Annotated in this window: 5 protein-coding genes; 4 read left to right on the top strand and 1 reads right to left on the bottom strand. The window is 67.2% G+C overall.

Annotated elements, in window-relative coordinates:
• Nucleotides 1-111: 111 nt before the first annotated feature.
• The 3 genes from fadD32 to IU448_RS13360 all read left to right on the top strand — a co-directional run bounded on the left by fadD32 (nt 112) and on the right by IU448_RS13360 (nt 9,430).
• On the top strand, nt 112-2,022 hold the full coding sequence (gene fadD32, locus IU448_RS13370) for a long-chain-fatty-acid--AMP ligase FadD32 (RefSeq protein ID WP_195055837.1): 1,911 nt from the start codon (nt 112-114) through the stop codon (nt 2,020-2,022).
• 296 nt (nt 2,023-2,318) lie between these two features.
• Entirely contained in the window at nt 2,319-7,889 is a 5,571-nt protein-coding gene (gene pks13 / locus IU448_RS13365; protein ID WP_195055836.1) for a polyketide synthase Pks13, read from the top strand.
• A complete protein-coding gene (locus tag IU448_RS13360) occupies nt 7,886-9,430 on the top strand; it encodes an acyl-CoA carboxylase subunit beta (protein WP_195055835.1) in 1,545 nt (514 codons plus the stop codon). Before pks13 ends, IU448_RS13360 begins: the two co-directional genes overlap by 4 nt.
• A gap of 68 nt (nt 9,431-9,498) precedes the next feature.
• Here IU448_RS13360 and IU448_RS13355 read toward each other — a convergent pair whose 3' ends face one another.
• Nucleotides 9,499-9,999: a peptidylprolyl isomerase gene (locus IU448_RS13355; RefSeq protein WP_195055834.1), complete on the bottom strand. Its 501-nt coding sequence runs from the start codon at nt 9,997-9,999 to the stop codon at nt 9,499-9,501.
• Nucleotides 10,000-10,192: 193 nt separating this feature from the next.
• On the opposite strand from IU448_RS13355, the gene IU448_RS13350 reads away from it, so the two are divergent.
• A complete protein-coding gene (locus IU448_RS13350; protein WP_195055833.1) occupies nt 10,193-13,510 on the top strand; it encodes an arabinosyltransferase domain-containing protein in 3,318 nt (1,105 codons plus the stop codon).

The following is a 13,510-nucleotide window of genomic DNA, read 5'->3' as shown; positions in this document are numbered from 1 at the left end:
CGAACCTGCGGGAAAGTTCTCGGATGAGAACACCGTGGCGAAAGCGAGTCGGGGCCACACAGTAAATAACGGCTATCGTGCCGTTGCCGCGTGCGCCTCGGAGGAGAAGGAATGGACGAGACTTTCGACGACTACCTGGACGAGAACGGGAACATCACCATTCCCGATGATCGCACCCTGGTCGACCACGTCGAGAAGCACACCCGCAACGACGCGAACACCTTGGCGTACCGCTACATCGACTATTCGCGCGAACGCGATGGTGAGGTACACGAGCTGACGTGGCAACAGTTCGGGGTCCGGCTGCGCGCGGTGGCCGGTCGCTTGCAGCAGGTCACCAAACCCGGTGACCGGGTCGCGGTACTCGCGCCGCAGGGGCTGGACTACGTGATCTCCTTCTTCGCTGCGATCTACGCGGGCGCGATCGCGGTGCCGCTGTTCGATCCCGACGAGCCCGGCCACACCGACCGGCTGCACGCAGTGCTCGGCGACTGCGAACCGTCGGCGATCCTCACCGCGAGCTCGTCCGCGGCCGGGGTGCGCCAGTTCTTCCGTTCGCTGCCCGCCGCGCAGCGCCCGCGCATCATCGCCGTCGACGCCATTCCCGACAGTGTCGGGGAGAGCTGGGTGCGCCCGGATATCGCGGTGGACGATATCGCTTACCTGCAGTACACCTCGGGTTCCACCCGTACTCCGGCCGGTGTGGAGATCACCCACCGCGCTGTCGGAACCAACCTGCTGCAGATGGTCGACGCCATCAATCTGGACTGGAATTCGCGCGGGGTCACCTGGCTGCCGCTGTTCCACGATATGGGCCTGCTGACCGTGATCCTGCCCGCCGTGGGCGGCAAGTTCATCACCATCATGTCGCCGGCCTCGTTCGTGCGGCGGCCGTACCGCTGGATCAAGGAGCTCGCCGCGGCGTCCGACGGTGCGGGTACCTTCGCCGCGGCCCCGAACTTCGCCTTCGAGCATGCCGCCGTGCGCGGGCTGCCGAAGAACGGTGAATCGCTGGACCTGTCCAATGTGATCGGCCTGATCAACGGCAGCGAACCGGTCACCACGTCCTCGATGAAGAAGTTCAACGAGGCGTTCGCCCCGTACGGCCTGCCGAAGACCGCCATCAAACCGTGCTACGGCATGGCCGAGGCCACCCTGTTCGTCTCGGCCACCAAGGCCGAGGACGAGGCCAAGGTCACCTATGTCGACCGCGCCGAGCTGAACGCCGGCCGGATGGTGAAGGTCGAACCGGGGTCGGAGAACGCGATCGCCCAGGTGAGCTGCGGTTATATCGCCCGCTCCCAGTGGGCCGTGATCGTGGATCCCGAATCGGTCGACGGTACGCCGCGCGAGCAGCCCGACGGGCACGTCGGCGAGATCTGGCTGCACGGCAACAATATGGGGATCGGGTACTGGGGACGCGAGACCGAGACCGACGCGACGTTCCGGAACAAGATCACCGAGCGACTTCCCGAAGGCAGCCACGCCGAGGGTGCCGCCGCGGACGCGAACTGGATGCGAACCGGCGATTACGGCGTGTACTTCGACGGCGAGCTCTACATCACCGGCCGGGTGAAGGACCTGGTGATCGTGGACGGTCGCAACCACTACCCGCAGGATCTCGAATACTCCGCGCAGGAAGCCAGCAGCGCGCTGCGGCCCGGGTTCGTCGCGGCGTTCTCGGTTCCGGCCAATCAGCTGCCCGCCGAGGTCTTCGCCCAGGGCAGCCATTCCGGCCTGAAGTTCGACGCCGACGACGCCTCCGAACAGCTGGTCGTCGTGGCCGAGCGCGGTCCGGGCGCCGGTAAGGCCGATCCGCTGCCCATCGCGGACGCGGTCCGGGCGGCGATCTCCCAGCGCCACGGCGTCACGGTACGCGATCTGCTGCTGGTTCCGGCCGGTTCGATTCCGCGCACCTCCAGCGGGAAGATCGCGCGGCGTGCCTGCAAGGCGGCATACATCGAAGGGACGCTGCGCGGTGGTTACACGCAGCAGGCGTTCCCCGATGCACCTGAGGAATGAGCCCGGTCGACGCGGTGACGCAGCGTCCGGGATGATAGGCGGCTGATCGTAGTGCCGGAGGAGGTAACGCAGCGTGATCACGGATACGCGGCGGCACCCCACCGGGCGGCGAGCGAGCGCCGCACGGTGTTCACCTGCATCGGCGCAGGTGGTCGGCCGAACGAAACCGAGCGGCCCGTGCCGTGCGCCGGAGGTGGTGGCTCGTGACCACCGCGGCGCCGGCGGTTGCCGTCCACCCATCCCTGCGATGCAGGCTGTTGCCAGGCACCGCACACAGACAGGTAGCTTGAGGACTGATGGCTGATAACGAGGGCACGTCACCGGATAAGACCGAGAACCTTCCCGCCGAGCAGGAGGGCGGTGCCGCCGGGGCGAGTGCGGAGGCCGCAGCCGAATCGGGCACCGCGAAATCCGAGATGTCGGTGGCGGAACTACGAGAGTGGTTGCGGCGCTGGGTGGCCGAGGCCACCGGTCAGACCGTGGACAAGATCACCGTCGATCGGCCGATGGAAGAGTTCGGGCTCGCCTCGCGGGATGCGCTGGCGCTCGGCGGCGAGATCGAGGAACTCACCGGTGTCGTACTCGACGCCACCGTCGTCTACCAGCATCCGACCATCGCCTCGCTGGCCGATGTGATCGTCAACGGGCCGCCGGAGGTCACCCTCGAAGCTCTGGACGACCAGTACTACACCGCCGGTTACGCCCCAGGTGACGCGCACGATATCGCGATCGTCGGCCTGTCCACCCGGCTGCCGGGAGCCGGGGATACCCCGGAATCGACGTGGGAATTCCTCATCAACGGCGGCGATGCCATCCGCGATCTTCCCGAGGGACGGTGGGCGGAATTCCTGAGTGAACCGCAGGTGGCGCAGGCCGTCGCCGAGGGCAACACCCGCGGTGGTTACCTGGACCAGAACGTCGTCACCGATTTCGATGCCGAATTCTTCGCCATGTCGCCGATCGAGGTCGAGCGGATCGACCCGCAGCAGCGGCTGATGATGGAGCTGACGTGGGAAGCGCTCGAGCACGCGCGTATCCCGGCCAGCGATCTGCGCGGCGAATCGGTCGGTGTGTACATCGGGACCTCGACCAGCGATTTCCAGCTGATCGCGGCGATGAGTCTCGGCGAGACGGATCCGAATGTCCCGGCTTCCGCCGAGGCTTACAAGATCATGGGCAGCGCGAGCAGCATCATCGCCAACCGCGTGTCCTACTTCTATGATTTCCGCGGACCGTCGGTCGCGGTGGACACCGCATGCTCCTCCACCCTGGTCGCGGTGCACCAGGCCGTGCAGGCGCTGCGCGCCGGCGACGCCGACGTGGCATTGGCCGGCGGCGTGAACATGCTGCTCATCCCCATGACCACGCTCGGTTTCGACAAGAACGGCGCGGTCGCCGCGGACGGCCGGATCAAGGCGTTCTCGTCCGACGCGGACGGTATGGTCCGCTCCGAGGGCGCGGGTCTGGTGGTGCTCAAACGGCTCGCCGATGCCGAACGGGACGGCGACAAGATTCTCGCGGTGGTCAAGGGTTCGGCCGTCAACAGCGACGGCCGCTCCAATGGGCTCATCGCCCCGAACCCCGAGGCCCAGGCCGACGTGTTGCGCCGCGCCTATCGCGACGCCGGCATCGTGCCCGCCACGGTGGACTACATCGAAGCGCACGGTACCGGCACCCTGGTCGGCGATCCGATCGAGGCGCAGGCGCTGGGCGCCGTCGTCGGCGCAGGTCGTGCCGCGGATACGCCCGCGCTCCTGGGGTCGGCCAAGACGAACTTCGGGCATCTGGAATCCGGTGCGGGCGCCGCGAGCCTGGCCAAGGTGATTCTCGCGTTCCAGCACGATGTGGTGCCCGCCAATATCAACTACGCCGGGCCGAACCCGTATATCCCGTTCGACCAGGCACGATTGAAGGTCGTCGACGAGCCGACCCCGTTCCCGCGCTACAGCGGCACCGCCACCGTGGGGATCTCCGGTTTCGGTTTCGGCGGAACCAACGCGCACGTGGTGCTCCAGGAATATCTCGCTCCGGTCGCCGTGGCCGACGTGCCGGTCGACAGCTCGGTGGAGACCGCCGAACTCGATGCGGAGACCACCGATGTGGTGGCCGAAGCCGAGGCGGTCGCGGCTGCCGGGGCAAACTCCGTATCGGCGGCCGAAGCCGCATCCGGCACCGAAGCCGGCGCCGCTGAACCCGAATGGTCGGCCGATCGTGTCGAGCCGTTGCCGGTGATCCTGGCCGTTTCCGCTTATCTGCCCTCGCGCCGTCGGCGCGCCGCCGCCGATCTGGCCGACTGGCTGGAAAGCGAAGCGGGACAGCGAACTCCGCTGGCGGATGTGGCGCGTGCGCTGGCCAAGCGCAGCCACTGGCGGTCCCGTGGGGTCGTGCTGGCGAAGGATCACGCCGAGGCGGTGGCCGGGCTGCGCGCGATCGCCGCGGGTAAACCGGGGGCCGGAGTGTTCACCGCCGACGCGCCCGCGGCCGAGGGGCCGATGTGGGTGATGGCCGGGTTCGGTGCTCAGCACCGGAAGATGGGTAAACAGCTCTACCGGGAGAATTCGATCTTCCGCCGCGCCGTCGACGAGGTCGACGAACTCGTCGAGGACGAGGCCGGTTATTCGGTGCGCGAACTGATGCTCGACGACGCCCAGGACTGGGATATCGGCACCTCGCAGGTCGGTACGTTCACCATTCAGGTCGGGCTCGCCGCGCTGCTGCGGGCACACGGCGCCGAACCCACCGCGGTGGTCGGCCACTCCCAGGGCGAAGTGGCCGGTGCGTATATCAGCGGCGGGCTGCCGCTGGAAGACGCGGTGCGGGTGATCTGCGCGCGGTCCCGCCTGATGCGCGAGGGCGAGCAGATGCTCACCGACGACGATGTCCGCAATATGGCGCTGGTGGAACTGAGCGCCGATGATGTCGCCGCCATGCTGCCGGACTACCCCGATATCGAGGTCGCGGTGTACGCGGCGCCGACCAACACCGTAATCGGCGGCCCGGTGGACCAGGTCGCGGCCATCGTGGCCAAGGTCGAGGAAGCCGGGAAGTTCGCCCGCGTCCTGCAGACCAAGGGCGCCGGTCACACCTCGCAGATGGATCCGCTGCTCGGGGAGCTCGCCGCCGAACTGGCCGGGATCGAGCCGACGAAACCGACGGTCGGGCTGTACTCCACGGTCGACAAGGAGCAGTACTACGCGCCCGGGCACGACCCGGTGCACACCGAGGACTACTGGGTGAAGAACATGCGCCACAGCGTGTACTTCACCAATGCCGTGAAACGGGCGGTCGACGCCGGCATCACGACGTTCCTGGAGCTGGCCCCGAACTCGGTGGCGCTCATGCAGGTACTCGGCACCACTTTCGCCGCCGGTCTGCACGACGCCCAGCTCATCCCGACGCTCAAGCGCAAAGAAGACGAATCCGCGGCGGTGATCACGGCGCTGGCGCAGCTGTACGTGCACGGCCATTCTGTGGATCTGGCGTCGTTGGTCCCGGCCGGGCCCTACGCCGATATCCCGCGCACGGCCTTCGTCCGCAAGCACTACTGGCCCAAGGTGACCCCACTGTCCACCGGCGGCAGTTCGCGGGTGCCGGGTGCCTCGGTCGCGCTGCCGGACGGCCGGCATGTGTGGGAAGTGCAGGCCGCGGCCGTGGACGGGCTTGCGGCCCTGGTGCAGTCGGCGGCCGCGCAGGTGCTGACCGATGTGAACCCGGGCGCGAGTATCGCCCATGCGCCACTCCCCGCGACCGGCACGCTGACCACCACCCTCACCCCGCACCCGGGCGGTGCTTCGGTGCAGGTGCATGCCCGCGAAGGCGCACAGTTCCGGCTGCTGTTCGACGCGGTGGTCACCTCGGGTGCGGCCCAGGCGATCCCGGCTCCGGCCGAATCGGCGGCAGTGACACCGGCGGTCACCACCGAGCCCGAGGTGTTCGACGCGGTGGACACCGCCGGATTCGGCGAGCGCTGGAACCCGGACAGCGGCCAGACCGTGGAGGAACGGCTGGCGCTCATCGTCGCCGAATCCATGGGTTACGCGGTCGAGGATCTGCCGATGGAGATCCCGCTCATGGAACTCGGCCTCGATTCGCTGATGGCGATGCGGATCAAGAACCGGGTCGAATACGAATTCGATATTCCGCAGCTCCAGGTTTCGGCGGTACGCGATGCCAGCCTGCACGAGGTCGGGAAGGTGCTGCGCTACGCGATCGAGCATCGCGATGAGGTGCGGGAGATGGCGGAGAAGCAGGCCGCCGGGGAATCCGGAGCGCTCAATGTGGACGACAACTTCGTCGAGGCGGCCAAGGCGGCCATGGAATCGGGGCAGGATCCCGTCGCGGCCTTGAACCAGGCGTCGGGCGGTAAGGGAACCACCGTAACCGAATCGGCGGCCGCCGGCACTGCCGAAGCAACTCGATCAGAAACCGAAGCAACCGAATCGGCGCACGACACAACCACGTCCGATCCGGCACCGGATAGTTCGGCCGCGAGTACGGAACCGGCGACTGCCGCAACCGATTCGCGCACGAGCGCCGCTGTCGAAACGACGGACTCCGGTGCAGCCGCGAAAGACTCGAATTCTGGTGGTGCCGCCCCGAACGCGGATTCCGGTGCAGCCGCGAACGGTTCGAAATCCGGTGGTGCCGCCACAGAAACGGAGTCCGGGCGCAGTGCGACCCAGCCTGCGGTAGCGCCCCAGCCGGCGGCGAAACCGGCTCCGGCCGCGGGTACTGCGGTATTCGGTGGTGGGGCGGCCGGTTCCGCGGACGAGGAGAACGTTCCGCCACGTGACGCTGCGGAACGCCTGACCTACGCGTCCTGGGCGACGATCACCGGCGAATCGGCAGGCGGGATTTTCAATACCCTGCCGATTCTCGACGAGGACACCGCCGAGAAACTGGCGGAGCGGCTCAGTGAGCGGGTCGGCGCGGAGATCACCGTCGACGATGTGCTCGACTGCGAAACCATCGAACAGCTTGCCGATATCGTGCGCACACTGCAGGACAGTGGTGCCGATGTGGACGGGTTCGTCCGGCCGCTGCGGGCGCGGCCCGAGGGGTCCCAGGCCGTTCCGGTGTTCGTGTTCCATCCCTCCGGCGGCAACACCCTCGTGTACGAGCCGCTGTTGAAGCGTTTGCCCGCCGAGACTCCGATGTATGGCTTCGAACGGGTCGAAGGTTCGATCGAAGAGCGGGCCCGGCACTACATTCCGGAATTGCGGAAACTGCAGGGCGAAGGTCCGTACGTGCTGTACGGCTGGTCGCTCGGTGCGGTTCTCGCCATGGCGGTCGCGCAGGTACTGCGTGCCGAGGGCGCCGATGTGCGAGTTGTGGGCCTGATCGATCTCGCCATTCCGAGCCGACCGCAGGACAACAGCTCCGAGGAAAGCCTGCGCCGGATGGAGCGCTACCAGGCGTTCGCGCAGAAGACCTACGGGGTGCAGGGCGAACTGGATCCCGAGCAGTTGCGTGAGCTGGCCGATGCCACACCCGAAGAACAGTTCGAAATGGTATCCAGCCTGATCAAGATGACCGGGGCGAAGATCCCCGGCGGTGTGATCGAACACCAGCGCACCTCCTGGATCGAAAACCAGGCGTTGCAGCAGGTAGAACCCAGCCACTACGAAGGCGATGTCGTGCTCTATCTCGCCGACCGGTACCACGACGGCATGATCGAGCTCGAACCTCGTTTCGCCGAACGTCAGCCGAACGGCGGCTGGGACGAGTACGTGCCCAACCTGGAGGTCGTCCACATCCCCGGCGACCACCTGCAGATCATCGATGAGCCGAGGATCGGGAAAATCGGCGCGGACCTCACCGCTAAACTCGCCCGGATCGACTCATCGGGTGTGAAAGGGAGCAAGTGAGCACTACCGCCGAAAAACTCGCCGACCTGCGGAAGCGTTTGGAGCTCGCCCAGGAACCGGCGGGCGGAGCGGGCGTGGCGAAGCGGGCGCGGAAGGGGATTCCGAGCGCTCGCGACCGGATCAATATGCTGCTCGACCCGGGTAGTTTCACCGAGATCGGTGCGCTGGTGCGCCGGCCCGGCGACCCGGCCGCGCTGTACGGGGACGGTGTGGTGACCGGGCACGGGCTGGTCGACGGCCGCCCGGTGGCGGTGTTCTCACACGATCAGACCGTCTACGGCGGGTCGGTGGGGGAGATGTTCGGCCGTAAGGTCGCGGCGATCATGGAGTACGCCGCCAAGGTCGGCTGCCCGATGATCGGGATCAACGATTCCGGTGGCGCCCGGGTTCAGGAGGCCGTGTCCTCACTGGCCTGGTACGCCGAGTTGAGCACCCGGCAGGAACCGCTGTCGGGGATGGTGCCCACGATTTCGATGATTCTCGGCAACTGTGCCGGCGGTGCGGTGTATTCGCCGATCAACACCGATGTCGTGGTGGCGGTGGAATCCGCGCATATGTTCGTCACCGGTCCCAAGGTGATCCGGGAGGTCACCGGTGAGGATGTGAGCCTGGAGGAACTGGGCGGCGCGCATGCGCAGGCCCAGTACGGCAATATCCACCACATCGCCAAGGACGAGACCGAGGCGTTCGCCTGGGTGCGCGAATACCTGTCGTATATGCCCACCAGCTGCCAGGAGCTCCCGCCGGTCGTCAATCCGGGGCTGGAACCCGAGGTCACCGACAGCGACCGGGAACTGAACTCGATCGTCCCGGACTCCGACAACGCCGGCTACGACATGCACGACATCCTGCTGCGCATCTTCGACGACGGCGCCTTCCACGAATACGGTGCGGAAGCCGGGAAGAACATCATCACCGGTTTCGCCCGGGTGGACGGTCGCAGCGTGGGCGTGGTCGCCAACCAGCCGATGGTGTATGCGGGGGCCCTCGACGCCCGTGCCTCGGACAAGGCCTCGCACTTCATCCGGTTGTGCGATGCCTATGAGCTTCCGCTGGTACTCGTGGTCGATACTCCCGGATTCATGCCGGGGGTGGAACAGGAGAAGATCGGCGTCATCAAACGCGGTGGCCGGTTCCTGTTCGCGTTCGTGGAGGCCACCGTGCCCAAGGTGACCGTGGTGATCCGTAAAGCCTACGGCGGTGGGTACGCCGTGATGGGGTCCAAACAGTGCGGTGCCGATGTGAATCTCGCCTGGCCCACCGCTCGTATCGCGGTGATGGGCGCGGAGAGCGCGGTGAGCCTGATCGGCGCGAGCCAGATCGCCGCCGCGCCGGAGGACCAGAAGGCGGCCGTCCGCCAGCAGTTGGTCGATTTCTACAACGCCACCGTGGCCACGCCGTGGGTGGCGGCCGAACGCGGTTTCATCGACGCGGTGATCGAGCCGGCGCAGACCCGGCTGGAACTGCGCCGTGCGCTACAACTACTGCGCGACAAGACGGTGATCCGCAACCCGCGCAAACACCATCTGCTGCCGCTGTGACGGGCTACGGTCCGGGGCGCGCCGGGTGACTACGCCGGCGCGACCCGAACCGTTGCGCGAAACCGAGTTCAGCCGACGATGGACGCGGATTTGATCACCACGTTCTCCGTCGGCACATCCTGGTGCATACCCTGCGACGAGGTCGACACCTTCGCGATTTCGTCGACGACATCGGTGCCGTCGGTGACGGCGCCGAAGACGGCGTAACCCCAGCCCTGGCCCGCCGGCTGGGTGTGGTTGAGGAAATCGTTGTCGGCGACATTGATGAAGAACTGCGCCGTCGCCGAATGCGGGTCGTTGGTGCGCGCCATCGCGACCGTGTACTTATCGTTCTTCAGGCCGTTCGCGGCCTCGTTCTGGATGGGCGCCTTGGTCGATTTCTGCTGCATCTGACCGTCGAAACCGCCGCCCTGAACCATGAAGCCCGGGATCACGCGATGGAAGATCGTGCCGTTGTAGTGTCCGGACTCGACGTATTCGACGAAGTTACGGACGGTGTCCGGCGCCTTCGCCTCGTCCAGCTGGAGGCCGATGGTTCCGTAGTTCGTCTCGAGATTCACCTTGGTCATGCCCCTACCTTTCCATTACCGCCGCTATACCCCGCGCATAAGGGGGTCATTTCCGGGCCGATTGTGTCGGCCGCCCCTCTTTACCCCGTTCCACTACTTTTTATGCACTGTCCGCCGGAGTGTTTTCGTTCCGGCCGGGTACGCGCCGGGGTATCAGCGGGCCGGGCGCGGCGCGCCCAAGTAGCATGCCAGCGTGCCAGAAGTCGCCACCGCAGTACTGACGAAGACGCCACCGGAACCGGGGCCGAGGGTTACGCCGAAGGATTTCCGGGTCGCGCGTCTCGTCGCGATCGTCACCGGTGTACTCGGTGCGCTCTTCGCGATCGCCACCCCGTTCCTGCCGATCACCCAGACCACGGCGACGCTGACCTGGCCGCAGGACAACAGCCTGGCCAATGTGCAGGCCCCACTGATGTCGCAGGTGCCGCTCGATCTCACCGCGACCATTCCGTGTTCGGCCGTGAACCAGCTGCCGCCCGAGGGCGGCATGCTGCTGGCCACCGCGCCGCCGCAGGGCGACCGGGCGGCGCTGGAAGCGCTGTTCGTGCGGGTCTCCGATACATCGGTCGATGTGGTGGACCGCAATGCGGTGGTGGCCACCGCCGACCGGACGGAGATGGCGAACTGTTCGGCCATCACCATCAGCTCCGACAACGAGCGCACCACGGCGGCGTTCGAAGGGCTGGTCACCGAGACCGGCGCCCCCAATGCGGGGCAGCTGGTCGGTGATCTGCGTCCGCAGATGGTGGGCATCTTCACCGATATGACCGGTGGCGTCCCGGCCGGGATGTCTCTCGAGTCGACCATCGACACCCGGTTCAGCTCCAGCCCCACCTGGATCAAACTCGCCGCCATGATCGCGGCGGTGCTGTGCACCCTGCTCTCGCTGGTGGCACTGGCCCGGCTGGACACCAGCGACGGCCGCGGGCACCGGCGGTTCCTGCCCGCGAACTGGCTCGAGCCGACCATCGCCGACGGCGGGGTGATCGGCACCCTGCTGGTCTGGCATTTCCTCGGTGCCAACACCTCCGACGACGGTTACATCCTGAGCATGGTCCGGGTGGCGCCGGACGCCGGCTATATGGCGAACTACTTCCGCTGGTACGGGGTCCCGGAGGCGCCGTTCGGCTGGTACTACTACGTGATCCAGCTGTTCGCCGAGGTCTCCACGGCCAGCCCGTGGGTCCGGCTGCCCGCCCTGGCCTGCGGGATCCTGTCCTGGATGGTGATCAGCCGTGAGGTGGTACCGCGGCTGGGCAACGGTCTGCGGGGAGCCCGGGCCCGGGCCTGGTTCGGCAGTGTCCCGTTGTGGACCGGCGGCCTGGTGTTCCTGGCGTTCTGGCTGCCGTTCGACAACGGTCTGCGTTCGGAGCCGATCGTCGCGCTGGGCGCGCTGCTCACCTGGGTTTCGATCGAACGGGCCATCGCGACCGCGCGCCTGCTGCCCGCCGCTGTCGCGGTAGTGGTCGCGGCGTTCACGCTGGCCGCGGCCCCGACCGGCCTCATGTGCGTGGCCGCGCTGCTGGCCGGTATCCGGCCGATCACCCGCATCATCGTGAAACGGCATCGCGAACACGGCACCGTGGCACTGCTGGCTCCGCTGGCGGCGGCCGGCTTCCTGGTGCTCACGGTGGTCTACGGCGATCAGACCTTCGCCGGGATTCGGGAGGCGAACCGGGTCCGGCAGCTGGCCGGGCCGAACCTCGCCTGGTACGAGGACTATCTGCGTTACTACTACCTGTTCGTCGAAACCGTCGACGGGTCGCTGGCGCGCCGCTTCGCGTTCCTGGTCATGCTGCTGTGCCTGTTCACCACCATGCTGGTGCTGCTGCGCCGCCGCCGGGTGCCCGGTATCGCCGCCGGCCCGACCTGGCGGTTGATGGGCGTGGTCATCGGAACGATCTTCTTCATGATGTTCCTCCCGACCAAGTGGACCCACCACTTCGGCGCCTACGCCGGTATCGCGGGTTCGCTGGCAGCGGTGACGGCGGTCGCGGTGTCGGCGTCGGCGTTGCGCGCGCGCAAGAACCGGGCGATCTTTCTGGCCGGGCTGATGTTCACCTTGGCGCTCGCGTTCTCCGGGATCAACGGCTACTGGTACGTCTCCAGTTACGGGGTCCCGTGGTTCGACAAACGGATCTCGCTGTTCGGTATCTCGTCCAACACCGTGATGCTGGTGCTGTTCGGGCTGTCGCTGTTGCTGGTGGGCTGGCACGTACTGCGGGAAGGGTATGCCAAACCGCCGGATTCCACCCGGACGGTGCGCGGCCGGCGGATCCGGAAATTCGCCGCCATACCGCTGACCCTGGTGGCCGCGGCGATGGTGCTGTTCGAGGTGCTCTCCCTGGCGAAGGGCGCGTACGCGCAGTACCCGGGCTATTCGCTGGCGCGCGGCAATATCGACGCGCTCACCGGTGAATCCTGCGGGCTGGCCAACGATGTGCTGGTCGAAGTGAATGCCAACGCCGGCCGGTTGAACCCGATCATCGATCCGGCGAATCCGCCCACCAATCCCGCCGACCCGCTGGCCGGTGTGGACCCGGTCGGTTTCGACCCGAACGGCATCCCCGACGATCTGTCCGCCGACGCGGTCGAGGTGAAACCGGGCACCGGCAACACCTCCAATCAGTCGGTGGGCGCCTCGTTCGCAGAGGGCCAGAACGCCGGTACCGGCGGTGGCCAGGGCGCGCTCGGCGTGAACGGCTCCACCGCGGCCCTGCCGTTCGGGCTGGACCCGGCCACCACGCCGGTCCTCGGCAGCTACCAGGAAGGTGTGCAGCAGCCCGCGCTGGTGACCTCCAGCTGGTACGAACTGCCGCAACGCTCGCCGGACCAGCCGCTGCTGGTGATCACCGCGGCCGGACGCATCCTGTCCTATGACGACAGCGGCGTCATGCAGTACGGCCAGTCGCTCACCGTGGATTACGGGAAACGGCAGCCGGACGGTTCGGTCAGCTATATCGGGACCTATGTGCCGCGCGATATCGGCCCGTCCCCGTCCTGGCGCAACCTGCGGGTCCCGCTGGACGAGCTCGCGCCCGAAGCCGACGCGGTGCGCATTGTGGCCAATGATCCGATCCTCATCGGCGATCAGTGGCTGGCCTTCACCCCGCCGCGGGTGCCGACGTTGCAGAGCGCGAACGACTACCTGGGTTCCGAGCAGCCGATCCTGCTCGACTGGGCGGTCGGGCTGCAGTTCCCGTGCCAGCGTCCGTTCCGGCACGAGAACGGGGTCGCCGAGGTGCCGAAGTTCCGCATCCTGCCCGATCGCCCGCTGGCGGTGAGCTCCACCGACACCTGGCAGGCCCAGGAGTTCGGCGGCCCGCTCGGGTTCTCGCAGATGCTGGCGAAATCGACCACCATCCCGACCTATCTGAACCACGACTGGGGTCGCGACTGGGGCACGCTGGAACGCTACGACCAGTACTACGACGCGGTCCCCGCTCAACTGCAGACCGGCACCGCCACCCGCAGCGGCTTGTGGGATCCGGGCATGCTGCGCGTGTACTGA

Source organism: Nocardia flavorosea, from assembly GCF_015477805.1.
In the GTDB taxonomy this organism is placed as follows: Bacteria; Actinomycetota; Actinomycetes; order Mycobacteriales; family Mycobacteriaceae; genus Nocardia; species Nocardia flavorosea_A.
The sequence above is the reverse complement of the archived record's forward strand: the minus strand, read 5'-3'. Positions and strand labels throughout refer to the sequence as shown.